The sequence below is a fragment of the Faecalibacillus sp. TM498 genome (genome assembly GCF_020589955.1).
In the GTDB taxonomy this organism is placed as follows: Bacteria; Bacillota_I; Bacilli_A; order Erysipelotrichales; family Coprobacillaceae; genus Faecalibacillus; species Faecalibacillus intestinalis.
In genome coordinates, this window is sequence record NZ_JAJDKB010000031.1 from 1 (window position 1) to 25,867 (window position 25,867).

24 protein-coding genes, 1 riboswitch and 1 other annotated feature are annotated in these 25,867 nt (G+C 29.2%); of the genes, 23 read left to right on the top strand and 1 reads right to left on the bottom strand.

Going from position 1 to position 25,867, the window contains the following annotated elements:
• The first annotated feature begins 192 nt into the window (after positions 1 to 192).
• Positions 193 to 389: a binding site (T-box leader), on the top strand.
• A gap of 37 nt (positions 390 to 426) precedes the next feature.
• The 7 genes from metG (at position 427) to LJD32_RS09910 (ending at position 10,615) form a co-directional block, all read left to right on the top strand.
• Positions 427 to 2,388, top strand: coding sequence for a methionine--tRNA ligase (gene metG / locus LJD32_RS09880; RefSeq protein WP_227392290.1), 1,962 nt, complete (start codon positions 427 to 429; stop codon positions 2,386 to 2,388).
• Between the two features lie 88 nt (positions 2,389 to 2,476).
• Positions 2,477 to 2,658: riboswitch (cobalamin riboswitch) on the top strand.
• 91 nt (positions 2,659 to 2,749) lie between these two features.
• Positions 2,750 to 3,835 carry a hypothetical protein gene (locus LJD32_RS09885; protein WP_227392291.1) on the top strand — a complete coding sequence of 362 codons (1,086 nt, stop codon included), beginning with the start codon at positions 2,750 to 2,752 and terminating at the stop codon, positions 3,833 to 3,835.
• Positions 3,819 to 4,598 carry a DUF4430 domain-containing protein gene (locus LJD32_RS09890; RefSeq protein WP_227392292.1) on the top strand — a complete coding sequence of 260 codons (780 nt, stop codon included), beginning with the start codon at positions 3,819 to 3,821 and terminating at the stop codon, positions 4,596 to 4,598. Before LJD32_RS09885 ends, LJD32_RS09890 begins: the two co-directional genes overlap by 17 nt.
• 8 nt (positions 4,599 to 4,606) lie before the next feature.
• Entirely contained in the window at positions 4,607 to 5,143 is a 537-nt protein-coding gene (locus LJD32_RS09895; protein ID WP_227392293.1) for an ECF transporter S component, read from the top strand.
• A 65-nt stretch (positions 5,144 to 5,208) separates the two neighbouring features.
• Positions 5,209 to 5,850, top strand: coding sequence for a YggS family pyridoxal phosphate-dependent enzyme (locus LJD32_RS09900; RefSeq protein ID WP_032091126.1), 642 nt, complete (start codon positions 5,209 to 5,211; stop codon positions 5,848 to 5,850).
• A 105-nt stretch (positions 5,851 to 5,955) separates the two neighbouring features.
• Positions 5,956 to 6,393: a MarR family winged helix-turn-helix transcriptional regulator gene (locus tag LJD32_RS09905; RefSeq protein ID WP_052011040.1), complete on the top strand. Its 438-nt coding sequence runs from the start codon at positions 5,956 to 5,958 to the stop codon at positions 6,391 to 6,393.
• Positions 6,386 to 10,615 (top strand): acyl-CoA dehydratase activase-related protein, encoded by a 4,230-nt coding sequence (locus LJD32_RS09910; RefSeq protein ID WP_227392294.1) that lies wholly within the window; start codon positions 6,386 to 6,388, stop codon positions 10,613 to 10,615. Before LJD32_RS09905 ends, LJD32_RS09910 begins: the two co-directional genes overlap by 8 nt.
• 37 nt (positions 10,616 to 10,652) lie before the next feature.
• Here LJD32_RS09910 and LJD32_RS09915 read toward each other — a convergent pair whose 3' ends face one another.
• Entirely contained in the window at positions 10,653 to 11,054 is a 402-nt protein-coding gene (locus tag LJD32_RS09915) for a hypothetical protein (RefSeq protein WP_032091128.1), read from the bottom strand.
• Between the two features lie 321 nt (positions 11,055 to 11,375).
• On the opposite strand from LJD32_RS09915, the gene LJD32_RS09920 reads away from it, so the two are divergent.
• The 16 genes from LJD32_RS09920 to LJD32_RS09995 all read left to right on the top strand — a co-directional run bounded on the left by LJD32_RS09920 (position 11,376) and on the right by LJD32_RS09995 (position 25,851).
• Positions 11,376 to 12,401 (top strand): transglutaminase domain-containing protein, encoded by a 1,026-nt coding sequence (locus LJD32_RS09920; protein WP_227392295.1) that lies wholly within the window; start codon positions 11,376 to 11,378, stop codon positions 12,399 to 12,401.
• Between the two features lie 4 nt (positions 12,402 to 12,405).
• Complete coding sequence (gene rnmV / locus LJD32_RS09925; RefSeq protein ID WP_032091130.1) at positions 12,406 to 12,942, top strand: ribonuclease M5; 537 nt, start codon at positions 12,406 to 12,408, stop codon at positions 12,940 to 12,942.
• Entirely contained in the window at positions 12,923 to 13,741 is an 819-nt protein-coding gene (gene rsmA, locus LJD32_RS09930) for a 16S rRNA (adenine(1518)-N(6)/adenine(1519)-N(6))-dimethyltransferase RsmA (protein ID WP_022001672.1), read from the top strand. The genes rnmV and rsmA overlap by 20 nt, the downstream gene beginning before the upstream one ends.
• Positions 13,742 to 13,751: 10 nt before the next feature.
• On the top strand, positions 13,752 to 14,489 hold the full coding sequence (locus LJD32_RS09935) for a sporulation peptidase YabG (RefSeq protein WP_032091131.1): 738 nt from the start codon (positions 13,752 to 13,754) through the stop codon (positions 14,487 to 14,489).
• A 6-nt stretch (positions 14,490 to 14,495) separates the two neighbouring features.
• Positions 14,496 to 15,353, top strand: coding sequence for a 4-(cytidine 5'-diphospho)-2-C-methyl-D-erythritol kinase (gene ispE / locus LJD32_RS09940; RefSeq protein ID WP_022001674.1), 858 nt, complete (start codon positions 14,496 to 14,498; stop codon positions 15,351 to 15,353).
• Between the two features lie 108 nt (positions 15,354 to 15,461).
• Positions 15,462 to 16,841, top strand: coding sequence for a bifunctional UDP-N-acetylglucosamine diphosphorylase/glucosamine-1-phosphate N-acetyltransferase GlmU (glmU, locus tag LJD32_RS09945; protein ID WP_032091132.1), 1,380 nt, complete (start codon positions 15,462 to 15,464; stop codon positions 16,839 to 16,841).
• Between the two features lie 14 nt (positions 16,842 to 16,855).
• On the top strand, positions 16,856 to 17,812 hold the full coding sequence (locus tag LJD32_RS09950; RefSeq protein ID WP_032091133.1) for a ribose-phosphate diphosphokinase: 957 nt from the start codon (positions 16,856 to 16,858) through the stop codon (positions 17,810 to 17,812).
• Positions 17,813 to 18,013: 201 nt separating this feature from the next.
• On the top strand, positions 18,014 to 19,597 hold the full coding sequence (locus tag LJD32_RS09955; RefSeq protein ID WP_227392296.1) for an NEAT domain-containing protein: 1,584 nt from the start codon (positions 18,014 to 18,016) through the stop codon (positions 19,595 to 19,597).
• A gap of 28 nt (positions 19,598 to 19,625) precedes the next feature.
• Positions 19,626 to 20,498: a heme-binding Shp domain-containing protein gene (locus LJD32_RS09960; protein ID WP_227392297.1), complete on the top strand. Its 873-nt coding sequence runs from the start codon at positions 19,626 to 19,628 to the stop codon at positions 20,496 to 20,498.
• Positions 20,476 to 21,366 carry a heme ABC transporter substrate-binding protein IsdE gene (isdE, locus tag LJD32_RS09965; RefSeq protein ID WP_227392298.1) on the top strand — a complete coding sequence of 297 codons (891 nt, stop codon included), beginning with the start codon at positions 20,476 to 20,478 and terminating at the stop codon, positions 21,364 to 21,366. Before LJD32_RS09960 ends, isdE begins: the two co-directional genes overlap by 23 nt.
• Positions 21,353 to 22,330, top strand: coding sequence for a FecCD family ABC transporter permease (locus tag LJD32_RS09970; RefSeq protein WP_227392299.1), 978 nt, complete (start codon positions 21,353 to 21,355; stop codon positions 22,328 to 22,330). Before isdE ends, LJD32_RS09970 begins: the two co-directional genes overlap by 14 nt.
• Positions 22,320 to 23,078 (top strand): ABC transporter ATP-binding protein, encoded by a 759-nt coding sequence (locus tag LJD32_RS09975; protein ID WP_227392300.1) that lies wholly within the window; start codon positions 22,320 to 22,322, stop codon positions 23,076 to 23,078. The genes LJD32_RS09970 and LJD32_RS09975 overlap by 11 nt, the downstream gene beginning before the upstream one ends.
• A 113-nt stretch (positions 23,079 to 23,191) precedes the next feature.
• Positions 23,192 to 23,638 (top strand): S-ribosylhomocysteine lyase, encoded by a 447-nt coding sequence (locus LJD32_RS09980; RefSeq protein ID WP_227392301.1) that lies wholly within the window; start codon positions 23,192 to 23,194, stop codon positions 23,636 to 23,638.
• A gap of 13 nt (positions 23,639 to 23,651) precedes the next feature.
• Complete coding sequence (locus tag LJD32_RS09985; protein WP_032091270.1) at positions 23,652 to 24,437, top strand: transporter substrate-binding domain-containing protein; 786 nt, start codon at positions 23,652 to 23,654, stop codon at positions 24,435 to 24,437.
• A complete protein-coding gene (locus LJD32_RS09990) occupies positions 24,434 to 25,099 on the top strand; it encodes an amino acid ABC transporter permease (RefSeq protein WP_227392302.1) in 666 nt (221 codons plus the stop codon). The genes LJD32_RS09985 and LJD32_RS09990 overlap by 4 nt, the downstream gene beginning before the upstream one ends.
• 2 nt (positions 25,100 to 25,101) lie before the next feature.
• A complete protein-coding gene (locus LJD32_RS09995; protein ID WP_227392303.1) occupies positions 25,102 to 25,851 on the top strand; it encodes an amino acid ABC transporter ATP-binding protein in 750 nt (249 codons plus the stop codon).
• The last annotated feature ends 16 nt before the right edge of the window (positions 25,852 to 25,867 follow it).

Below are 25,867 nucleotides of genomic sequence, written 5' to 3' on the forward strand. Positions count from 1 at the left end.
ATTATTAGAAGTCCATCCCCCTAAAGTTGTCCCCTAAAGTAGACCCCCAAAGTTGGGACCCCTAAATTATTTGAATAGCCTATAAATAGTATAGTTTAGGCTATACTATTTTTGTTTCACGTGAAACATATTTTCTTTCAATGAAACTCATTGACATTGATTTAAGGGTTTGATAAAGTTAATAAGGATACAATAAATACGAAGAATGGAAGATGTTAAAGCAAGACATTTAGAGAGCTGATGGCTGGTGAAAATCAGTATGTTAAACTTTAAGAGATGGCCCAGGAGTAGTTATTTCAAATAGTTAGAAATAATCGTTAACTGCGTTAAGGTTTTGAGTGACACAGCAATGTGTAAAAAAGGTGGTACCGCGATTATTCGTCCTTTTATAAGGGCGTTTTTTATTTTTATAAAGGAGATTAGAAGATGAAAGACGAAAAAGATTATTATCTTACAACAGCAATTACTTATACTTCAGGTAAACCTCATATTGGAAATACATATGAAATTATTTTAGCTGATGCAATTGCTCGTTTTAAAAGACAAGAAGGGTACAATGTTCGATTCCAAACAGGAACAGATGAACATGGACAAAAAATTGAAATTAAAGCTAAAGAAGCAGGAATTGAACCTAAGCAATATGTAGATCAAGTTGCAGGTGTAGTTAAAAATATTTGGGATATGATGGATACATCATATGATCGATTCATGAGAACAACTGATGAATATCATGAAAAACAAGTACAAAAAATCTTTAAAAAATTATATGACAAAGGTGATATTTATTTAGGTCATTATGAAGGTAAATATTGTACAGCATGTGAATCATTCTTTACTGAATCACAATTAGTTGATGGTAAATGTCCTGATTGTGGGGGAGATGTACATGATGCTAAAGAAGAAGCATACTTCTTTAAATTATCTAAATATCAAGATCGTTTAATTAAACATATCGAAGATCATCCAGAATTTATTCAACCAGTTTCAAGAAAAAATGAAATGATGAATAACTTCTTAAAACCTGGATTACAAGATTTATGTGTTTCTAGAACATCATTTAAATGGTCTATTCCAGTTGATTTTGATCCTAAACATGTTGTTTATGTATGGATTGATGCCTTAACAAACTATATTACAGGACTTGGATATGATGCAGATGGAAATCATGGTGAATTATATAAAAAATACTGGCCTGCTGATTTACATTTAATTGGTAAAGATATCGTTCGATTCCACACAATTTATTGGCCAATTATGTTAATGGCATTAGATATTCCATTACCTAAACAAGTATTTGGACATCCATGGTTATTACAAGGTGAAAGTAAAATGTCTAAATCAAAAGGAAATGTTATCTATGCAGATGATTTAGTAGATATCTTTGGTGTTGATGCAGTAAGATATTTCGTATTACATGAAATTCCATATGATAATGATGGAAGTATTACATGGGATTTATTAGTAGAAAGAATTAATAGTGATCTTGCTAACGTTTTAGGAAACTTAGTTAATAGAACAATTGCTATGTCTAATAAATACTTTGGTGGTATTGTAGAAAACAAAAACGTATGTGAAGACGTAGATCAAGAATTAAAAGATTTAGCATTAGCTATGCCAGCTAAATCTATTGCTAAAATGGATGAATTCAAAGCATCAAATGCATTAGATGAAATCTTCAACTTATTAAGAAGAACAAATAAATATATTGATGAAACAATGCCATGGGCATTAGCTAAAGATGAAACTAAAAAAGATCGTTTAGCTACAGTATTATATAACTTAATTGAAGCAATCAGATTCTCAGCAGTTATGCTATATCCATATATGCCTTCAACAGCTACAAAAATCTTAGATCAAATTAATACAGATCAACGTGATTTTGAAAGCTTAAAAGAATTTGGAAACTATGCATCAGGAACAAAAGTAGTTGAAAAACCAGAAATGTTATTTGCTAGATTAGATCCAAAAGAAGTTGCTAAAAAAGTAGAAGTTATTGAAGCAAAACAAAAAGCTTCTATCAAAGCTGTAAAAGAAAAGAAAGAAAAAGAAGCTAAAGAAACAAAAGAAGAAATTACAATTGATGACTTTTCTAAAATTCAATTAAAAGTAGGAAAAGTTATTAAATGTGAAAAACATCCAAATGCTGATAAATTATTAGTAAGCCAAATTGATGTTGGTGAAGAAACACCAAGACAAATCGTAAGTGGTATTGCTGATGTTTATTCACCAGAAGAATTTGTTGGTAAAAAAGTTATTGTTGTCACAAACTTAAAACCAGCTAAATTAAGAGGTGTAGAATCTCAAGGTATGGTTCTTGCCGGTGGAGATAAAAAAGTATTAGGTGTTGTAGATGCAGGAGAATTACCAGTAGGTACAACAATCAGATAATCTAAAATCGCATGATTTCATGCGATTTTTTTCTATTCTGTCTATATTTTTTTTATCAATTATAATATAATGTCCAAGTACAAAGTAAAATTGAATAATATTTATAGGTTTTAAATATTATATATTTAAATTAAAAAGGAATCAGGTGAAATACCTGAACGGTCCCGCCGCCGTAATGTGGAGAATAAGCATAAAAGTCACTGGGAAACTGGGAAGACGCTTAAACAATGAAACAGAGTCGGAATACTTGCCTATATCTAAGGATACACTTTACGGAGTATAAAGTAGTTCTTCTAGATAAACTAGGATAACTATGCCTAGTTTTTATTTAGGAGTTATTTAATTTGAAAGGGGAAAGAATATGAAAATGAGAAAAATTGTATGCAGTTTTATGATTTCAGTTGTATGTTTCATGACTGCCATTTCTGGTGTATCAGCAACATCATATGATACATCAAAAATTAACGCTGCTTATTCTAAAGTTGTTGAATATTATAAAAATAACAACAATTTAAATAATGCAGATAAAATTCTTGCTGTAGAATCTTTAGGATTAGAAGCTGAAAGCAATCAATTCGATACTGCTTCAGCAAATTTAAGTAGTACATCACTTTCTAAAAAAATTGTTACAGAAGTTTTATTAGGTGTTGATCCTACAGAAGATAAAAAAACATTAGAAAGTCAAATTGATGAAAATGGTAATGTTGAAGGTAGCTGGGGAGCTTCTTCAGATGTTTGGACATTATATGCTTTATATGTAACTTCATCAGAAAAGACAAATTTAATTGCTAATAAATTAAATGATGAATTAGCAGCATCTAGTGTTTGTGGTTATGAATGGGGCGGAACTTATTACGCTGATTATGATACTACAGGATGGGTTATTGAAGGTTTAGCAGTTGTGAATAAAGAAAAATATGCGACTACTATCAATAAAGCAATTGATTATATTAAAAATAATACAACAATGACAACAACAGGATGGGTTACTGCTGATAATGTAGATACTCAATCACAAGTATTAGAAGGAATGTTCGCATATGATACAAATGCTTTATTAAATGATAGTTATACTGTTCATCCAGTAGATTGTCTATTAAATACACAATTAAGTGATGGATCATTCCCAAGTGGTTATAATGCAGAATATACAACTGCAGAAGTAGCTAAAACATTAGGAACATATAAAAATGGATCAGTTATTATTAAAGCTAAAAAAGCTTATGATAAAATGATGAATCCAGAACAACCTGATAACACAAAACCAGCACAACCAACAGATACAAAAAAAGATAGCCAATCTACAAATAAAGTTGAAACAACAAATCAAAAAACAACTTCAGTAAAAACTGGAGATGAAACTAATGTTGTTATCTTTGTTTCATTATCAATGGTGTCTGGTGGATTATTCTTAGTATTAAGAAAAGAATATGAAAGAGTTCATTAATAAAATAAAAAATATGGATAAAACAAAAAGAATTGTAATATTATTTATTACAATTTCTTTTGTTTTTATTGGTAGTTTTTCTATTTATAATGGTGTTACTGGAAATTATAAAACCAATCAAGTAGCACAAGTAGACACTACAAAAAATAAGAAAGAAAAAAATACTAAGGAAACTAAAAAAGAAGAGAAACAAGAGACAACTGATCAAACACAAGAAACAAGTGAATCTACACAAAATGACAGTCAATCATCAACACAATCAACAGATGAAACAAAAACAAATGATGAAAATAAATCAAATAGTAAATCATCATCTACAACTCAAAGAAATAGTAAAAGTAGTAGTGCAGGTCATTCTCAAAGTTCTACGAATCAATCTCAATCAAATAGTGGACAAACAAGTAATAATCAGTCAAATAATTCATCAACCAATAGTTCATCGAATCAACAACCAACTAATGAAAAAATTACAATAAATATTCAAGTAATTGGAATGGGAAATACAATGATGGCTGGTACTTTAAATGTTGATAAAAATAGTAATGCTTTAAGTGTATTAAAAATTATAGCAGCTAAAAATGGTAAAGAAGTTGAGGGTAGTGATTATTATGTTTCAGGAATAGGTGGTTTAAAAGAAAAGCAACATGGGCCAATGTCTGGATGGATGTATAGTGTTAATGGTGTTGCCCCTAATATGGCAGCAATTAAATACAATTTAAAAGATGGCGATAAAGTTGTTTGGTATTATGTTAACTATGAATAGGAGACTATATGCATTCGAGTAAAGTAAAAGAAATTAGTTTAATAGGAATATTGGCAGCTGTTAATATTGCTTCACGTATATATCTGCAAGCATTACCTAATATTAAGCCTGTTACATCTATCATTATTATTTCAGTTATGTTATTTGGATTAGGTTTTGGAGTTAAATTAAGTATTGTTACAACTGTTGTTTCTAATTTGTTTTTAGGTATGGGAACATGGACTTTTTTTCAAATTCTTGCATGGGTCGTTATTTGTTTGATTACACAATTTTTAATGGATTTTTTAAAGAAAATACATAAAGAACCTAAGTTATTTCCAATGGCTATATTTTCCTTTTTGATGGGATATGTCTTTGGTATAGTTGTTTCTCTAGAACAATTAATGTTAGGTGGTCTTTCTTTATATATTGTTTATTATATGGCAGGATTGTTATTTGATACTTTTCATGCAGTAGGTAATTTTTGTTTTTATTTAATATGTGCACCTATTTTAATGAAAGTATTAAAAAAGGAATCAGAAAGAATAAGATTAAAACAAGACTAAGTTCTTGTTTTTCTTTTTGATTGAATTATAATAAAGTAAGAATTTATCATGAAAGGAAGAGTTTTATGATTGTAAATGAAGAAGCAGTTAAAAAGATATTAGAAGAAGTAAAACCAGCAAAATTAGTTGCAGCTACAAAATATGTAGATGTTAAAGAAATTGAAAAATTAGAAAAATTAGGAGTTACATGTTTTGGAGAAAATAGAGTACAAGCTTTTCTAGAAAAGTATGAAAATTATCATGGTAATGGTGAGTTTCAATTTATTGGAACACTTCAACCAAATAAAGTAAAATATATTATTGATAAAGTGACTTTAATTCATGCTGTTGATCGTTATTCTTTATTAAAAGAAATAGAAAAACAAGCAGCTAAAAGAGATTTAGAAATGCCAGTTTTAATTCAAGTAAATATTGCTAAAGAAGAAAGTAAACATGGTTTTGAAGTAGAAGAAATTGATGAAGTATTTAATAGTTTAAAAGATTATCCTCATGTCAAAGTAAGAGGACTTATGATGATGGCACCACATATTGAAAGTAGTGAAACTGAAAAGTATTTTAAAATGACACAAGAGCTTTTACAAAGACTTCAAAAAGATTATCCAATGTATCAATTGGATCAGTTATCAATGGGAATGTCTAATGATTATCATGAAGCTTTAAATCATGGTTCTACAATGATTCGTATAGGAAGTGCATTATTTAAATAGATATGAAAATATCTATTTTTTTGTTTTAGTAATTAATTTCAAATAATTTGACATAGTGTGACAAAAGCGTATAATGTTAGCAGCCGAACAAAAAAGGAGACATTTATGGAACATCGAATAGGAATGGAAATACGTGTTTTGTCTAAATATATGGGACGTTATTTAGATGATATTCATGGTATTGATTGTATGTTATCAGGACCGCAGGGGTTAATTCTTATTTATTTATGTGAAAATGATGAAGAAGTTTATCAAAAAGACATAGAAAAATATTTTAATATTAGAAGATCAACTGCAACAGGTCTTTTAAATTCTTTAGAAAAGAACGGATATATCACAAAAGAACCTGTTGAAAATGATAAACGTATGAAAAAAATCAAAGCAACTGAACATGCGTATAGTACAGTAGAAAAGATTGATAATCATGTTATTCAATTAGAAAAAATTATGTTAGATGGAATTGATGAAAAAGAAGTGAAACAATTTAGAGATACAATTTCTAAAATGACACTTAATTTAGTAAAGGAGTCAAAAAATGGATAAATTATATTACATGGGAATTGATGTTGGATCAACAACAGTAAAATTATATGTGGAAGATCAAGAACATCAATGTATCTATTCAAAATATCAAAGACACTATTCTGATGTTAAACCAGCAATAGAAAGTCTAATTAAAGAAGTTCAAGAACACTATGGAAACTTACCAGTTAAAGTAGTGATGACAGGATCAGGTGGTTTATCTTTATCAAAACATTTAAATGTAGAATTTGTTCAAGAAGTGATTGCTTGTACAAAAACAGTGGAAACTTACATTCCTGAATGTGATGTAGCAATTGAATTAGGTGGAGAAGATGCTAAAATCACTTACTTTGAATCAACTCTTGAACAAAGAATGAACGGGACTTGTGCAGGAGGTACAGGAGCATTTATTGATCAAATGGCTTCCTTATTACAAACAGATGCTGCTGGATTAAATGAACTTGCTAAAAACTATGAAACAATTTATCCAATTGCATCTCGTTGTGGTGTTTTCGCAAAAACAGATATCCAACCATTAATCAATGAAGGTGCAGCTCGAGAAGATATCGCTATTTCTATTTTCCAAGCCGTTGTCAATCAAACAATTAGTGGTCTTGCTTGTGGTAAACCAATTCGTGGTAAAGTTGCTTTTCTAGGAGGACCTCTTTATTTCTTAGATCAATTACGTGCACGTTTTATTGATTCATTAAACTTAAAAGATGAAGATGTTATCTTTCCTCAAAACTCACAATTATTCGTAGCTATGGGAGCATGTTTACTTGCTAGAGAAGATAAAGTGAATAAAACAACAATTGATGAACTTGTATATATTTTAGATTCATTAAAAGATGGTATTTCTGATGAAACAGATACTTTGAAACCATTATTTGAAACAGAAGAAGATCGTATTGAATTTAGAAATAGACACTATCGTACAAAAGTAAAGAAAAGAGATTTAAATACATATCAAGGAAAAGCTTTCTTAGGTGTAGATGTTGGTTCAACAACATCTAAAGCTGTATTAGTTGATGAAGATGGTTCTGTATTATATACATTCTATTCATCTAATGAAGGAAATCCAATTGAAGTTGTTCGTAAGATTTTAAAAGAAATCTATGAAATCTTACCTAAAGGAGTAGAACTTGTTCATGCTGGGTCAACTGGATATGGTGAAGCTTTAATTAAATCTGCATTTAAAATGGATGTCAGTGAAGTAGAAACAATTTCTCACTTTACAGCCGCTAAATATTTTAAAGATGATGTTTCATTTATCTTAGATATCGGTGGACAAGATATGAAAGCTATCAAGATCGAAGATGGTATTATTCAAGATATTTTATTAAATGAAGCTTGTTCATCAGGATGTGGATCATTTATTGAAACATTCGCTAAATCATTAGGATACAATGTTGCTGATTTCGCTAATCTAGCTTTACAATCAACAGCACCAATTGATTTAGGATCACGTTGTACTGTATTTATGAACTCTAAAGTAAAACAAGCACAAAAAGAAGGAGCGAAGATTGAAGATATTTCTGCAGGTCTTGCTTATTCTGTTATTAAAAATGCTTTATATAAAGTTATTAAATTACGTTCGCCTGAAAGTATTGGTAAATCAGTATTAGTACAAGGTGGAACATTCTATAATGAATCTGTTTTAAGAGCTTTTGAACAAGAAACAGGAATCAAAGCGATTCGTCCAGATATCGCTGGATTAATGGGAGCCTTTGGTATTGCTTTAATTGCTAGAGAAAGATATCAAGGACAAGGAACAACATTACTTAATAAGGAACAAGTTGATGCTTTCGGTTATGAAAGTACAATTCGTTATTGTCAAAAATGTACAAATCATTGTATGTTAACAGTTTCTTCATTTAATGATGGTAGTGAACATATCAGTGGAAACAGATGTGAAAGAGGAGCAAACTTACCTCCTAAATCAAAACAATTACCAAACTTATATGATTATAAATATCGTCGAGTTTTCAATTATCGTTCATTAACGGCTAAAGAAGCAAAACGTGGAACAGTAGGGATTCCTCGTGTTTTAAATATGTATGAAAACTATCCTTTCTGGCATACATTATTTACTGATTTAAAATTCAGAGTAGTCTTATCACCACGTTCAAGTAAAAAAATCTATGAAAAAGGAATTGAATCTATTCCATCAGAAAGTGTATGTTATCCAGCTAAATTATCACACGGACATATTGAAAGCTTAATTGAAAAAGGAATTAAATATATTTTCTATCCTTCAGTTGCTTATGAAAGAAAAGAAAATGTTACTCAAGGAAATCATTACAACTGTCCAGTCGTAACTTCTTATCCAGAAGTTATTAGAAATAACGTAGATAACTTAGAAATAAATGAAATCATCTTTAGAAATCCATTCATAGATTTAAGTAATCGTAAAACAATGTTTACAAACTTAAAAGATGAATTTAAATCATTTGGTATTAGTGATAAAGAATTAAAAGCAGCGATTGAACATGCTTATGAAGAATTACAACAATGTCGTTTAGATATCCAAGGAGAAGGAGAAAAAGTCCTTGCTTACTTAAAAGAAAATAATATGACAGGGGTTGTTTTATCAGGTAGGCCATATCATGTCGATCCAGAAATCAACCATGGATTAGCTGATTTAATTACTGGTGAAGGCATGGCTGTTTTAACAGAAGACAGTGTTTGTCACTTAGATAAAGAATTAGAAGAATTACGTGTTGTGGATCAATGGACATATCACTCAAGAATGTACCATGCAGCATCCTTTGTTTCATCTCAACCAAACTTACAATTAATTCAATTAACATCATTTGGTTGTGGATTAGATGCTGTTACAGCTGATCAAGTGGCAGAAATCTTAAATGCGAGAAATAAAATCTATACACTTATTAAAATTGATGAAGGAAGTAACTTAGGAGCAATCCGTATTCGTATCCGTTCATTAAAAGCAACAATTGATAAACAAGAAAATAAAGAAATTGATTTATCTAAAAAATATAAACCAGTCAAAGTACCATTCACTAAAGAAATGAAAGATGATCGTTGGACAATCCTTTGTCCACAAATGTCACCAATCCATTTCCAATTTGTTGAAAAGGCAATGCAAGAAAGTGGTTATAACTTAAAAGTTTTACCATCAGTAGATAAAGGAGCTACAGAAGCAGGATTAAAATATGTTAATAATGATGCATGTTACCCAAGTATCCTTGTCGCTGGACAAATGATGGAAGCTTTAACAAGTGGTGAATATGATGTCAACAAAACAGCCTTGATCATTTCTCAAACAGGTGGTGGATGTCGTGCGACAAACTATATCGGATTTATCCGTAAAGCTTTAAAAGATGCTGGTTTAGAACAAGTACCAGTAATTAGTGCCAATTTACAAGGTATCGAATCAAACCCAGGATTTAAAATTACCTACCCACTTGCAAAGAAAGTTATTATCGGTGCAATGTATGGAGATTTATTCATGAGAGTCCTTTATCGTGTAAGACCATATGAAAAAGAAAAAGGAAGTGCCAATAGACTTTACCAATCATGGGTAGAAAAATGTATGAAAAATATTGAAACAGGTAGCATGAAAGAATTTAAGAAAAATGTTTATCAAATCGTAAAAGATTTTGATGAATTACCTTTATTGGATATCAAGAAACCAAGAGTTGGTTTAGTAGGAGAAATCCTTGTTAAATTCCATCCAACTGCTAATAATCAAATTGTTGATATTATTGAAAGAGAAGGTGGAGAAGCGGTTATGCCAGATTTAATTGATTTCTTCCAATATTGTTTCTATTCAACAACATTTGAAAGAAAACATTTCAATGCGACAGCTAAAGCTACTAAGCTATGTGAATTCGCAATTAAAGCCGTTGATTTCTTAAGAAAAGATATGATCAAAGCTTTAGAAAAATCAAAACGTTTTGATCCACCAGCTTCTATTGAACATCTTGCTGATAAAGCTAAAGAAGTTGTTTCAATTGGTAACCAAACAGGTGAAGGTTGGTTCTTAACTGGTGAAATGATTGAACTTATTGAAAGTGGAGCACCAAATATTGTATGTATGCAACCATTTGGATGTTTACCAAACCATGTTACAGGTAAAGGTGCTATTAAGGCTTTAAGAAAGAAATATCCTCAAAGTAACATTGTAGCTGTTGACTATGATCCAGGAGCTAGTGAAGTTAACCAATTAAATCGTATTAAATTAATGCTTTCAACAGCTTTTAAAAATTTAGATAAATAAAAAATAGTGGTTCGTATGAACCACTATTTTACTACCTTTATATTTTGACAAGATTGCAAGTTGATAACATGATATTTGTTTTATTGATTGAATAATGATTTTTAATTGAACAGATAATCAAACTATCACGGCTTTCTTTATAGGATAATGTTTCACATTCAGCAAGAGAAAGCATAAAGTTTGTTTTCTTTAAATCAATATTTAAAACTAAACTCATTTGAATAAGATCATCTCTTTGAGGTTGAATTTTTCCATTAAGAATACCATTCAAAGTATTTTCATCAATTTTTGTTTCATTATATAACTTGATTGTAGGAATACAGTAATATCCTAATAAAGCATAAAAATAAGTTAAAAAATCTAAATCTGGAAATTCGTGTTTTACTTCATCAATATTGGCGCATGTATCAACAAGCATAAATAATCTATCGGCATTCATCATATCACCTACTTATTATAATTTTAACCCCTTTTAAATCATTGAACAAGTTTAAAAATATTTATTTTACTAATAATATTTTATAATAATAGTTTTAAAAAGATTGTAGAAAAAAAGAAGTAAAAAAAGGATATAAAATCTAAATAATTTGCATAAAATAGTATAAAAGAGTATGATATGAATAAGAAGGGGATGTTTATTATGTGCTTAGGATTATTAATGATGCTCTTGGCAGGTAGTGTAGTTTATTTTGGTAAGAGTTATTTTGAATATAAATTGAGGGAAGAGTAATCTAGCATTCGCTAGATTATTTTTTTTAAAATGAAAAAACTGATTAGTCTACTTGTATTATTTTTATTATGTGGATGTTTTCCACAATCTTACCAAAGTATAGAAAATAAATTTAAACAAGATCAATGTTTTAAATATCATTATCAGCTTTTAAATAAAAAACAAAAACAACTCTATCAAATAATTTATAATATTGCTTATACAAGAAAACAAAATATTTATATTAAAGAAAAAGAGATAGATAAAGTAAGTAAAATTGTTAATGCAGTTTTAAAGGATCATCCAGAGTTATTTTATATTAAGGAATGGTCTCTTAATACAAAAGGTCTTTTTAATTTTGAATATAGTATGAAAGAAAAAGAAATTCTTAAAGATCAAAAAAGGATAAAGAAAATTGTCAAACAACTAAAAGAGGATACACAAAATTTAAAATCCTATCAAAAAATAAAATATATTTATGATGACGTTATTACTCATTGTAAGTATAATGAACAAGCAAAATATAACCAAGAAATAATCAGTGTTCTTATTAATCATCAATCAGTTTGTAGTGGTTATGCAAAAACAATGCAATATCTACTCAATCAATTGCATTTTAAAGCAACATTTTTAACAGGGAAAACAATAAAAGGAAGAAGAGACAAACATGCAATAAATATGATAAAATATGACAATGATTATTATTATATAGATGCAACCTGGGGTGATTTAGTATTAGCTGATGAGGGAATCATCAATAATAATTATTTGATGTTTGATAGTCAAACAATGAAACAAATGTATGATTTAGATGATCATTATAAAATAACTAAAAATGATAAACATACTTATTTTAAAGAAGAAGGGTTGTATTTTGATTTATATCAATTAAATACTTTAAAAGCTAAAATAAATAAAAATCAAAGAGAATGTTATTTGCAATTTTCAAATGAAGTATATAATGATGCTAAAGAAAGATTAACAAAAAAAGGAGATGCCTATCGTTTAATAGAAGGGGTAGATCATATTCAATATATCACGAATGATCAATTGAAGACGATTTATTTAAAATGGTAAAGTTATGAAAAGAATTAATGAAATAGTAGTTGTTGAAGGAAAAACAGATAGTCAATTATTAAAAGAATTATATGATGTTGATACTATTGAAACACATGGACTAGGATTAGATGAAAAAACATTAGAACTTATTAAAGAAGCTAGTAAGACAAGAGGAGTTATTGTCTTAACAGATCCAGATTATCCAGGATTAAAGATTAGAAATCAAGTAGAAAAATATGTACAAAATTGTAAACATGCTTTTGTTGATAGAAAAGATGCTATTGGTAGAAAGAAATTAGGTATTGCTGAAGCAAATAAAGAAGCTGTAAAGAAAGCAATTGAAAATGTTGTTACATTTTCAAATCAAGAAGAAAGTATTTCTTGGAAAGAGTTTTTAGAATTAGATATTATTGGAGATAAAAAGAAAAGATTAAAGGTTTATGATTTATTTCATTTAGGATATGGCAATGCAAAGACTTTGTTTAAAAGATTAAATATGGTGGGTATTTCCAGGGAAATGATAGAGAAGGAGTTAGAGAATGAAGGATATAGCGACTAAAAGTACAACTCAATATATATTAGATAAATATGATTTATATCCTAAAAAGAAATATGGGCAAAACTTTTTAATTGATCCTCATGTCGTAGAAAAAATCGTTCGTTGTTCAAGTGTTAATGAAAAATGTGCAGTGATTGAAGTAGGACCTGGAATTGGTGCTTTAACTCAAGTATTAGCACGTTATGCAGGATATGTAAGAAGCTATGAAATAGATACACGTTTTAAAGGAGTCTATGAAGAGTTTTTAAATCAGGAAAATATTGAGATTGTTTTTGAAGATTTTTTAAAAGTAAATTTAGAGGATTTAATGACTTTAAAGGATAAGTATGAAAAAGTTATTTTGGTAGCTAATTTACCTTATTATATTACAACTCAAATTATTGAAAAGGTTTTAACTGAAAGTAAAGTTATTGATGAAATTGTCGTGATGGTACAAAAAGAAGTGGCTTTAAAATATACAAGCGATTATAAAAGTCCACTGATGTATATGATTGAAGATATGGGTAAAATTGAATATATGTTTACAGTAAGTCAAAATGTTTTTATTCCTGCACCTCATATTGATAGTGCTATTTTAAAGATTACAATTAATAAGGAAGCTAATTTAGATTTATATAAAGTATTAAATAGTGCATTTAAACAAAGAAGAAAAACGATTTATAATAATTTAAAACAAGAATATCAAAATGCATTAGATGTTTTAAATGAAAATCAAATAGATCAAAAATTAAGATGTGAACAACTTACATTAGAAGATTATCAGGCTATCACAAAATCATTATATAAACATACTATATAATGGTGATAGAATGAAGATAGGTGATATTGTAAGTAGAAAAAAATATCATCAAGATATTATTTTTGAAGTCATTGATATACAAGAAAATATTTGTTATTTAAGAGGAATAGAGTATCGTTTGATTGCGGATAGTGAAATAGATGATTTAGAGCTTGTTCAAGAGAAAAGAGTAATAGAAGATGTGCATTTACCACAAGAAAAATGTTTAAAGGGAAGTGTTTTACATTTAGATGGAGATCCTTCTTATTTAAAGATGTGTATGAAAAAATATCAAGAATATGGTATTAGAGCATATGGTTATTATTTTAAAGAAGAAGAGTTTGCTAGTAAAATAACCAACCTATTAAAAAAACATAATCCACATCTTTTAGTCATTACAGGACATGATGCTTTGAAAAAAAATGGACATAAAAGAAATAGTCAAGATTATTTGCACAGTTTAGATTTTGTAGAAGCAATCAAAAAGGCTAGAGAATATCAACCCGACAAAGATGCATTAGTAATCTTTGCAGGAGCGTGTCAGTCATACTATGAACTTCTAGTAGCGAGTGGTGCTAACTTTGCATCAAGTCCTTCAAGAAAAAATATTCATGCGTTAGATCCTGTTATTATCACAACTCAAATCGCAAGTACAAATATTAAAGAGTATGTTGATTTAGAAAAAGTTATAGAGAAAACCTCTTTTAAACAATTAGGTGTTGGTGGAATTGATACAAGAGGGGTTGCCAGAAATTTGTATCCGAGGTAATGAAAAATGAAAGTAAGAGCATATGCAAAAGTAAATTTAGCGTTAGATGTTGTAAGAAAAAGAGAAGATGGATATCATGATTTAGAAATGATCATGGCACCTATTACTTTACATGATCTCATTTATATTAATGTCATTGATGAAGGAATTGAAATTGAGTCAAATAGTAAGATTGTTCCTACCGATCAAAGAAATATTATGTATAAAGTTGCACAATTGATGCAAGAAAGATACGGATTAAAAAAAGGTGTTAAGATCTTTGTCTATAAGCATATTCCAACGCAAGCAGGATTAGCTGGTGGAAGCGCTGATGGAGCAGCAGTTATTAAAGCCATGAATAAATTATTTCATTTAAATTTATCTTATGAAGAAATGGCTGCTTTAGGAAAAGAAGTAGGAGCAGATATTCCATTTTGTATTTATGAAAAAACAGCTTTTGTTGAAGGTGTTGGTGAAAAACTACAATTTATTGATGAACCTTTTGAAGCTTATTTATTACTTGTAAAACCTAAAAAAGGTGTTTCAACTCAAAAAGCATTTACTTCATTAGATTTATCTAAAGTAAAACATCAAGATTGCAGAAAGATGAAAAAAGGAATTGAAATGAATGATTATCAAGCAGTTATTGATAATCTACAAAATACATTAGAACTTCCTTCTATTAAAATGGTGCCACAAATTAAAGAAATCAAGAAAGAAATGATGAAGTTAGGTTTTGATGGAGCTTTAATGTCAGGAAGTGGTTCATGTGTATTTGGTATTACTAGAAATCAAGAAATTATGAATAAAGGATATGAATTCTTTAGAAAACGTTATTTTTTTGTTAGAAAATCGAAAATTTTAAACAAGGAAGAAAATCTGTGATAAGATTTTCTTTTTTTGAAAAGATGTAGGAATTTGCAATAAATTGTCTTATTCATCTTTAATTATGAGTTATATTTTGTTAGAATGACGTCGTAGAGGGGTGTGACGATGAAAACTTACGCAGTAGTAATGGCTGCCGGAAAAGGTACAAGAATGAAATCCGACAAGCCTAAAGTAGTACATGAAGTTTTATATAAACCGATGGTTTGTCATATCGTTGATGAATTAAAAGGTTTAGGTGTTGATGGTATTTATGTTATTGTTGGACATAAAGCTGAAGAAGTCATGAAACTTGTTGATGGTGTTGAGTTCGTAATGCAAAAAGAACAATTAGGAACTGGACATGCATTGATGCAAGCAAAAGATGTTTTAGGAGATAAAGAAGGAACAACTATTGTTTTAAATGGTGATGCACCATTAATTACTAAAGAAACATTACAAGGGTTAATTCAATATCATAATGAACATCAAATGAAAGGAACAGTCATGACATGTGATTGTGACTTAAATAAGAAATTTGGTCGTATTATTAGAGAAAATGATCAAGTTAAAGGTATTGTTGAGTATAAAGATTGTACAGATGAACAAAGAAATATTTCTGAAATGAATGTTGGAGAATATTGCTTTGATAATGCTGCTTTATTTAAAGCATTAGAATCAGTAACAAATAACAATGCTCAAAATGAATACTATATTACAGATGTAATTGAAATTATGAATCATCAAAACTTAAATGTTGGTGGTTATAAAATTGATGACTTATCAGAAGTTGGTGGAATTAATGATAAGTTTGAATTACAAGAAGCAACAAAACAATTACAATATCGTATTAATAAAAAACATCTATTAGATGGTGTAAATATTGTAGATATGACAAATACTTATATTGGTAGAGATGTAGTGATTGGTCATGATACAACAATTGAACCAGGATGTATTATTAAAGGAAAAACAGTGATTGGTAATGGATGTCATATTGGACCTTATTGTGAATTTGATAATGTAGAAATCAAAGATAACGTAGAAATTAAATTCTCTGTTATTGCTGATTCGATTATTGAAAACGGTGTTGATATCGGGCCATATGCAAGACTTAGAAATCATTGTCATATCTTAGAAAATGTCCACATGGGTAACTTTGTGGAAATGAAAAAAGCAACTTTTGGTAAAGGAAGTAAAGCTGCGCACTTAAGCTATATTGGAGATGCGACAGTTGGTGAAAACGTAAATATTGGCTGCGGTACTATTACAAGCAACTATGATGGAAAAAATAAATTCCAAACAGTAATTGAAGACAACGTTTTCGTTGGCTGCAATTCTAATTTAGTTGCTCCTGTAACTGTTGGTAAAAATGCATTTATTGCTGCTGGATCAACAATTACAGATGAAGTTCATGAAGATGCTTTTGCAATTGCTAGAAGTAGACAAGTGAACAAAGAAGGTTATAGTAAAGTATTAGAAGAAAAAAGAAATAAAATAGGAAAATAGGGGTAAAAGAAAAAATGAAAAACAAAATTACAGTATTTGCTTTATCATCATCAGTAGAATTAGCACAAGACATTTGTGATAATTTAGGTTGTGAAATGGGAAAATCAAAAGTTCACCATTTCGCTGATGGAGAAATCTTAGTTGAAATTGATGAATCAGTTCGTGGAAAAGATGTTTTCATTGTCCAATCAACATCTAATCCTGTTACTGAAAACTTAATGGAAATCTTAGTTTTAGCAGACGCCTTAAAAAGAGCATCAGCTGGAGAAATTACAGCTATCATGCCATACTTTGGATATGCTAGACAAGATAGAAAAGCAAAACCTAGACAACCAATTACATCTAAATTAGTTGCTGATTTATTAACAACTGCTGGTGTTAATCGTGTTGTAACAATTGATTTACATGCTGCACAAATTCAAGGATTCTTCAATATTCCTGTAGATGATATGCAAGCATTACCATTAATCTGTAATTATTTCAAAAATAAAAACTTAGATGATATTTGTGTTGTTTCTCCAGACCATGGTGGAGCAACTCGTGCTCGTAAAATGGCAGTTGCTTTAGATTGTCCAGTAGCTATCATCGATAAAAGAAGACCAAAACCTAACGTTGCTGAAATCATGGGTGTTTTAGGTGATGTTGAAGGTAAAAACTGTGTCATGATTGATGATATGATCGATACAGGTGGAACTATTGTAGCAGGTATTGATATGTTACTTGAAAAAGGTGCAAAAAATGTTTTCGTTGCTTGTACACACCCAGTATTCTCAGGACCAGCTGTTGAAAGATTGAAAAACTGTTCAGCTAAAGAAGTCGTTGTTACAGATACAATTATTTTACCTAAAGAAAAACATTTCGATAAATTAAAAGTTGTTTCAGTAGCATCATTACTTGCTAAAACAATTGAAAGTATTGAAAATAATTTACCAGTAAGTGATGTTTTCCAAGAATTTGATTTCGAAAAATAATATAAAAAATAAAAGTCTTCCTTTGATGGAAGGCTTTTTTGTTTCACGTGTAAAACATTTATAAATTGAGATAAAATCATGATAATAAGACTAAAAATACTCATTTTGTTACAGATATGAAACAAAATTAGACGTTGAAAAATAAAAGAGGCATGTTAAACTCCTTTTGGTTAGCAAAGACTAACTTTATAGGAGGAAAAAATGAAAAAATTATTAAAGATAACACTTGCTTTAATGATGGCTTTAGGATTACAACTGACATCATTAAATGCAGTCGACGCATTAAATATTGATTTATCAAAAGCAGGGACATATCAAATTCCTGTTGAAAATTTAAAAAGTGCTGCACCACTTCCAGCAGTACAAAAAGCCTTTGCTGGTGCCTTTGGTGATACATTAGAAGTAACGGTAGATAAAGATGGAAAAATGCAAGCAGTTGCTATGTTACAAAATATGATTATTAACATGGGATCAGAATATTATGCAAATGTTTTAACAATTGCTAATGGAACAACTCTTTCAACAAAAGTAGAAAAGTCTACACAAGGAATGGGTGGAGAAACATTAGAAGTAGAAGTACCAGAAAAAATTTCTTTTGAATTACCTCAATTAGATGAAAATAATTCAACAGTTTTATCAATTACAGTTGATTTTATGAATTATTTTATGGGACAAGGAAAGGATTATCCAACAAATGTAACTTTAACATTAGATTTAGATAATGCAAAAGAATTACAAAAAGAATATGTTTTAGAAGATGGTACATATGACGTTCCTGTAAATGTTTTAAAAGAAAATAGTGATGATCAATCAATGGCAGCACAAGCTGTTGAATCAGCACAAATCACTGTTCAAAACAATGAAGTTGTTGTTACTTTAAAATTAAAAGAAATGACAATATATGGACAAACTGCTTCTGTTGATAAAATGGAATATCAATTAAAAGATGGAACATATAAAGAAGCAACTGTTATTGAGGAAGAAGATGGACATCCAAAAAAAGTACAATTCAAATTAGATGAAAATAAAGAACTTACAAATGTTAAGTTTTATTATGGTGGAAGCTCAAGAGGTGCTATTGCAAGATTACAATTAAAATTAGATGGTCTAACAAAAGTTGATCCTACACCAGAAACACCAAAAGATGATGAAGATAAAAAAGATGAAGAAAATACTTCTCGTTTTACAAAAGATGGAACATATAGTGTAGATGTTGCTTTATGGAATGCTACAAGTGATAAAGAATCAATGGCAGCTTCTGCTATCAATTCAAAAGCAAAAATTATTGTTAAAGATGGAAAAGCAACAATGTATCTTTCAACAAAAGAAATGTCATTTGGAAGTATTAAAGCAAGTTTACAAGAATTCTATATTGGAAGTGAACAAGAAGATTATAAAAATCATGGTGCTACAATCATTGAAAAAGATGCACAAGGGAATCCAACATTATGGGCCTTTGAATTACCTCATGAAAATGAATATATCAATGTAATGATGAATCCACATGTTGCTATGATGGGAAATATAGATTTAGCAGCAAGATTAAAAATTGATTATACTACTTTAACATATGTTTCAGATAAAACAGAATTAGAACTAAATACTAAAAAAGATGATCAACAAGAAAATACAAATAAAGATCAAACAGCAAATAAAGAGAATCAAATAAATGAAAATCAATCAGTTAAAACAGGTGATCAAACATCTATTCAGTTATTCATGACATTATTTATTATTTCTATAACAATGATTGGATTTATTTCAAGAAAGAAACATGAGGCATAAAAATGCCTCATGTTTTTATGGAGGAACTATGAAAAAAATATTACAAATAAATATCATTTTAATGATGCTATTCATGTTTATTTCACCAGTTAGTGCTTTAAATGATGGGGCATATCTTGTTAGTCGTTCTACAAGTTATACCAATCCTCTTACCGGTAAAACAGAAGACGGAGGAGAAAATATTGCTTTAGGTGAAAGTATGGTAAGTAATATTGTCGAAAGTCAATTATTGGTTGAACAAATTAATGGAAAGTATTATATCACTGTTGGTTTAGGGTTAGCTTCTAATGTCAGCAATGTACGATTTAAAGTGATGACATCAAGTGGATCAATGAGTTCAGTTTCAGCAACTAAAACTGGAAGTAGTAGTGCTAATGGAGATACTGTTAATCAGTATAGATTACAAGTCAGTTCTTTGGAACTTTATATAAGTCCTATTATGTATGTAAATCCAATGGGAAGAGATGTACAGTTTTTTATTAAACCTAATATTTCCTCGGCAATAACAGGAACAGGAATTTATAACAGTCAAATGATCCCTCAAAATACAGAAACCTCAACAAGTCAAAATACACAAACAAATACATCTAAATCAACAACAAATCAAACAACTCAAGAAGAAACAACTGAGGAAACACAAACACCAGAAAATACTGAAATCCAACAAGCAATAGTAGGAACAATTACAAAAGAATCACTTATGGAAAATGCGACAGGATTAAGTAATCACATTATTAATTCAAAAGGAAAAGTCGATAAAAAATTAAAACTAACAGTTAAAAATTTAAAACAAACAACGAAGGAAAGTACAACCAAAAAAGATAATACATTACTTATTGTAGGAATATGTATCGTATTTATTTTAGGAGGAATATTCTATGTTAAAAAAATTAAAAAGTAGTTTAGTATTTATCTGTTTAATATCTTTATTAACAGGATGTGTCAATCAAAATCAAGAAGTAACAAGTGATCAAGAAATTACAGTTGCTGCTACTTCTATTGCTGTTACAGAAATTTTAGATCAATTAAATATACCAGCTAAACAAGTTGTAGGAATTCCTCAAAGTGATAGTTATACAGTTCCTAAAAAATATCAAAAAACAACAAAGATTGGTAATGCAATGACACCAGATATGGAAAAAATATCTATATTGAAACCTGATTTAATTTTAAGTCCTAATTCATTAGAAAGTGATCTTTCAAGTAAATATGAAAAAATCAAAATCAGTTCAAGTTTTTTAAATCTTAAAAACTTATCGGGAATGTATAAGAGTATTGAAGAATTAGGAAAATTATTTAATAAAGAAAAACAAGCTAAAAAGCTTGTTGATGAGTATGTTGACTATATGATTTCTTTTAGAGAAAAATATCAAAATAATGTGAGTCCACGTGTTTTAATCTTAATGGGACTTCCAGGAGGAAGTTATGTTGTAGCAACTGAATCAAGTTATGTTGGAGATTTAGTAAGATTAGCAGGTGGAACAAATATTTATGGTGATGGAGAAGGAAAAGATTTTGTTAATGTCAGTGTAGAAGATATGTTAAAACAAAATCCTGATATTATTTTAAGAACATCTCATGCCATGCCAAAACAAGTTATGGAGTATTTTCAACAAGAGTTTTCGAATAATCAAACTTGGCAACAATTTGATGCTGTTAAGAATAATAAAGTATATGATTTAAATAATGAATATTTTGGAATGAGTGCTAATTTTAATTATCAAAAAGGATTAGAAACATTAGAAGGAATTTTATATGAAAACAATTAAAAAGCATTCCTTATTGTTTATATTATCTTTATTTATCTTATTATGTATTTCATTCTTTATAGCAATTAATACAGGAACGATCAAAATCTCATTTATTCAATTATTAAAAGGACTCTTTGTAGAATATAACAAAGATGTTGCAAGTATCTATCAAATACGTTTTCCTCGTGTCATTGTTACTATGCTTGTAGGATGTGCACTTGCTTTAGCAGGTTTATTATTTCAAGTAGTACTAAAGAATCCTTTAGCAGATCCAGGTATTATTGGAATCAGTGCAGGAGCACAATTAGTTAGTTTATTAGTAGGTATCTTTTTACCTGATTTATATACCATCAAACCATTGTTAACATGTTTAGGAGGATTAATAACATTTATATTGATTTATAGTTTATCTTGGAAATCAGGTTTAAAGACGACAAGAATTATTCTTGTCGGTGTGGCTATTCATTATACGATAACAGCAATCATTTCATTTATTGAAAGTATTTCTTCATCTATTTCATCATCGGTAGGTTCTGTTATTTTATATACCTGGAATGATGTTCAATTATTGATGGTTTATATTTTACCAATTTTAGTGATTTTATCATTTTTAACAAAAGCTTGTGATTTATTAGGATTAGAAGATCGTACATTATTATCTTTAGGAATAAATGTTAATCTTTATCGATTTATTATTTCTTTATTAGCAGTTATTTTATGTAGTGTTTCAGTAGCAATCGCAGGTGTGTTAAGTTTTGTAGGTTTACTTGTTCCTCATCTTGCACGTTTATTTGTAGGTAATAAGCATAGTTATTTAATACCGACAAGTGGCTTATTGGGAGCTCTTGTTCTTTTAATAGCTGATACCCTAGGGCGAGTCATTATTGCTCCTTATGAAATAACACCTGCTATTTTAATGGCTATTATTGGTGGTCCATTATTTATTATCTTATTAAAAAGGAGTTCAGTGCATGAAAGTTAAAAATCTATCATTTAGTTATCATCAAAACCCTTTTATAGAAAATTTAAATATAGAATTTAAAGAAAATCAAATAACGACAATTATTGGATCGAATGGTAGTGGTAAATCGACTTTACTTATGTTATTAAGTCGTATCTATAAACCACAAACAGGCTTTATAGAAATTAATCAACAAGATATACAAAATTATAAAATAAAAGAATTTGCACAAAAGGTTGCTGTTGTTCACCAAAAAAATCAAATTAATGGTGATCAAGACGTAAAAACAATTGTAGGCTATGGAAGATTACCTTACCTCCATTATTCACAAAAATTATCCCAAGAAGATTATGAAATCATAGATTGGGCTTTAGAAGTAACCAACTTAAAAGAATACAAAAACAGAACATTAAAAAGCTTATCAGGTGGACAACAACAACGTGTTTGGATTGCTATGGCTTTAGCACAAAAAACACCTTATCTTTTATTGGATGAACCAACAACCTATTTAGATATTAGATATCAATTAGAATTACTAAGATTACTCAAAGAAATCAATCAAAAATATAAAATAACGATTATTATGGTTTTACATGATATTAATCAAGCAATTCAATATTCAGATCATATCATTGGTATGAAACAAGGTCAAATTATTGTTGAAGGAAAAGCAAAAGATATTATGAATCAAGAAGTTATAAAAAAGATATATGGGATAGATTTACAAACAACGATCATCAATGATCAAACCTATGTACTTACAGTCTAAGGGCATGAGCCCTTTTTTTCTTGACACTTATAAGGGAATGTTATATTCTTATATCATACTAATTCTATATGAAATAAATAAATTGGTACAAAATAAAATTGGGGGAATAAAAAATGGAAAGAATTACAAGTTTTAGTGTTGATCATCGTAAACTTACAAAAGGAGTCTATGTATCAAGAATTGATGGGAATTTGATTACATATGATATTCGTATGACACAACCAAATGTTGAGCCAGCTTTAAAACCAGAAGCAGCACATACAATTGAACATATTGGAGCAACATTACTTAGAAATGGAAAATATAAAGATCAAGTGATTTATTTTGGACCAATGGGCTGTATGACAGGCTTTTATTTAATTGTAAGAGATTTAGACTTAGAAGTGATTAAAGAAGTCGTTAAAGATGTTTACACACAAATTGCTTCATGGGATCAAGAAATTCCTGGAGCTAAGGAAGAAGAATGTGGAAATTACACATTTATGGATTTAGAAGCAGCTAAAAAAGCAGCTGATTATTTTGTAAACAGTAAATGGGAACATGAATATCATCTATTATAAAAGGGGAAAAACAATGAAAAAATTAGGGATTCGATTACTTGCACTTACCTTACTAGCAACTGTAACAACAGGATGTGCATCATCTAAACAAGAAAATACATGGGATAAAATTAAAGAAAAGAAAGAAATCGTGATTGGAACAGAAGGAACATTTGCTCCTTTCTCTTATCATGATGATAATGATAATTTAGTAGGTTATGATGTTGAAGTATCAAGAGCACTTGCTAAAGAATTAGGGGTCAAAGTTAAATTTGTAGAAGTTAAATGGGATAGTTTAATTGCAGGACTTGATTCAGATAAATATGATTTAGTAACTAACCAAGTGGCTATTACAGCTGAAAGAAAGAAAAAATATGATTTTTCAATTCCACATACATATTCTTATCCAGCAATTATCACTAAAAAAGATAATACAGAAATCACTAAAATGAGTGATATCAAAGGACGTAAATTTTCACAAACAGGAAGTAGTAACTTTTCAAAAATTGTAGAAAAATATAAAGGTGAAATTGTTGCGACAAATGATTGGAATGAAAATGTAAGCTTAGTAGAACAAGGACGTGTTGATGGTACTGTTAATGATACTTTAGCTTATTATGATTTAGTGAATAAAAAACCAGGTACTGATTTAAAAATTGCAGCACAAGGTAAAGAAGTGAGTGAACAAGCATTTATCTTTAATAAAGGACAAGATGATTTAAAGAAGAATGTTGATAAAGCATTAAAATCATTAAAGAAATCAGGTAAATTAGCTGAAATTAGTAATAAATATTTTAAAACGGATGTATCACATAAATGAGTTCAAGAGTTATCGAAATAATTACGAGTTCATTTACTAAATTACTGATACCAGGTCTTGTTTATACAATACCTATTACCTTGATTTCTTTTGCTATTGGATTATTAATAGCTATTGTGACAGCCTTAATAAGAGTTAAAAAAATAAAAGTATTATCACAAATTATTCAATTTTATATATGGATTTTTAGAGGAACACCATTACTTGTACAACTCTTTATTATCTATTATGGATTACCAAGTGTAGGCATTGTCTTAGAAGCATTTCCTGCAGCCATTATAACTTTTTCTTTAAATGTAGGAGCTTATAGTAGTGAAACGGTAAGAGGAGCTATTTTATCTGTTGATAAAAGACAATTAGAAGCCTGCTATTCGGTAGGTATGACATACTTCCAAAGTATGTATCATATTATTTTACCACAAGCTTTAAAGATTGCGATTCCACCATTATTCAACTCTTTAATTGCTTTAGTAAAAGATACATCACTTGCTGCTAATATTACAGTTGCTGAAATGTTTATGGCAGCTCAACGTATTGTTGCCAATACATATGAACCATTAGTTCTTTATATTGAAGTTGCTATTATCTATTTAGCATTTAGTACAATTTTAACGTATGTACAACATTTTATTGAAAGACGTCTACAAATAAGTGAGGTGTAACCATGATTGAAGTAAAAGATTTACATAAAACATTTAAACAACAAGAAGTTTTAAAAGGAATCTCTTTTTCAATAGAAAAAGGAGAAACTGTTTCAATTATTGGACCTTCAGGATCAGGAAAATCAACTTTACTTAGATGTTTAAACCTTTTAGAAGTTCCTGAAAAAGGAAAAGTAAAAATAGGTGAAGTTGGATATGATGCTACTCATATAACTAAAGAAGAGCTTGCTTTAAGAAAAGTCACAGCTATGGTTTTCCAAGAATACAATTTATTTGCAAATAAAACAATTATTGAAAATATTACAATACCTTTAACGGTTGTAAAAAAAATGACAAAAGAAAAAGCACTTGTCATTGCTAGAGAACAACTCAAAAAAGTTGGTTTATCAGATAAAGAAGGTCGTTATCCAACTCAACTATCAGGAGGACAACAACAACGTGTGGCTATTGCTAGAGCATTAGCGTTAAATCCACAAGTTATTCTCTTTGATGAACCAACAAGTGCTTTAGATCCAGAACTTGTACAAGAAGTATTAAAAGTTATTAAAAGCGTCGCTGATGAAAACATTACAATGATTATTGTTACACATGAAATGTCTTTTGCACATCAAATATCAGATAAAGTGATTTTTATGGATCAAGGACAAATTGTTGAAAGTGGCACAGCTAAACAAATATTTGATCATCCTCAAATGCCAAGGACACAACAGTTTCTAGCAAGATATCGAGGAGATACAGACTATATTATTTAAAAAGTCATGGTTTATC

Excerpts from the sequence above, each read along its gene's own strand:
- LJD32_RS09960 (WP_227392297.1), top strand. The coding sequence starts at position 19,626 with ATGAAAAAAATATTACAAATAAATATCATTTTAATGATGCTATTCATG.
- LJD32_RS09920 (WP_227392295.1), top strand. The coding sequence starts at position 11,376 with ATGAAAAAACTGATTAGTCTACTTGTATTATTTTTATTATGTGGATGT.
- LJD32_RS09980 (WP_227392301.1), top strand. The coding sequence starts at position 23,192 with ATGGAAAGAATTACAAGTTTTAGTGTTGATCATCGTAAACTTACAAAA.
- isdE (WP_227392298.1), top strand. The coding sequence starts at position 20,476 with ATGTTAAAAAAATTAAAAAGTAGTTTAGTATTTATCTGTTTAATATCT.
- LJD32_RS09935 (WP_032091131.1), top strand. The coding sequence starts at position 13,752 with ATGAAGATAGGTGATATTGTAAGTAGAAAAAAATATCATCAAGATATT.
- LJD32_RS09985 (WP_032091270.1), top strand. The coding sequence starts at position 23,652 with ATGAAAAAATTAGGGATTCGATTACTTGCACTTACCTTACTAGCAACT.
- LJD32_RS09885 (WP_227392291.1), top strand. The coding sequence starts at position 2,750 with ATGAAAATGAGAAAAATTGTATGCAGTTTTATGATTTCAGTTGTATGT.
- LJD32_RS09995 (WP_227392303.1), top strand. The coding sequence starts at position 25,102 with ATGATTGAAGTAAAAGATTTACATAAAACATTTAAACAACAAGAAGTT.
- LJD32_RS09915 (WP_032091128.1), bottom strand. The coding sequence starts at position 11,054 with ATGAATGCCGATAGATTATTTATGCTTGTTGATACATGCGCCAATATT.
- LJD32_RS09890 (WP_227392292.1), top strand. The coding sequence starts at position 3,819 with ATGAAAGAGTTCATTAATAAAATAAAAAATATGGATAAAACAAAAAGA.
- LJD32_RS09910 (WP_227392294.1), top strand. The coding sequence starts at position 6,386 with ATGGATAAATTATATTACATGGGAATTGATGTTGGATCAACAACAGTA.
- LJD32_RS09955 (WP_227392296.1), top strand. The coding sequence starts at position 18,014 with ATGAAAAAATTATTAAAGATAACACTTGCTTTAATGATGGCTTTAGGA.
- LJD32_RS09970 (WP_227392299.1), top strand. The coding sequence starts at position 21,353 with ATGAAAACAATTAAAAAGCATTCCTTATTGTTTATATTATCTTTATTT.
- LJD32_RS09895 (WP_227392293.1), top strand. The coding sequence starts at position 4,607 with ATGCATTCGAGTAAAGTAAAAGAAATTAGTTTAATAGGAATATTGGCA.
- LJD32_RS09950 (WP_032091133.1), top strand. The coding sequence starts at position 16,856 with ATGAAAAACAAAATTACAGTATTTGCTTTATCATCATCAGTAGAATTA.
- LJD32_RS09975 (WP_227392300.1), top strand. The coding sequence starts at position 22,320 with ATGAAAGTTAAAAATCTATCATTTAGTTATCATCAAAACCCTTTTATA.
- ispE (WP_022001674.1), top strand. The coding sequence starts at position 14,496 with ATGAAAGTAAGAGCATATGCAAAAGTAAATTTAGCGTTAGATGTTGTA.
- LJD32_RS09900 (WP_032091126.1), top strand. The coding sequence starts at position 5,209 with ATGATTGTAAATGAAGAAGCAGTTAAAAAGATATTAGAAGAAGTAAAA.
- LJD32_RS09990 (WP_227392302.1), top strand. The coding sequence starts at position 24,434 with ATGAGTTCAAGAGTTATCGAAATAATTACGAGTTCATTTACTAAATTA.
- rsmA (WP_022001672.1), top strand. The coding sequence starts at position 12,923 with ATGAAGGATATAGCGACTAAAAGTACAACTCAATATATATTAGATAAA.
- LJD32_RS09905 (WP_052011040.1), top strand. The coding sequence starts at position 5,956 with ATGGAACATCGAATAGGAATGGAAATACGTGTTTTGTCTAAATATATG.
- metG (WP_227392290.1), top strand. The coding sequence starts at position 427 with ATGAAAGACGAAAAAGATTATTATCTTACAACAGCAATTACTTATACT.
- glmU (WP_032091132.1), top strand. The coding sequence starts at position 15,462 with ATGAAAACTTACGCAGTAGTAATGGCTGCCGGAAAAGGTACAAGAATG.
- rnmV (WP_032091130.1), top strand. The coding sequence starts at position 12,406 with ATGAAAAGAATTAATGAAATAGTAGTTGTTGAAGGAAAAACAGATAGT.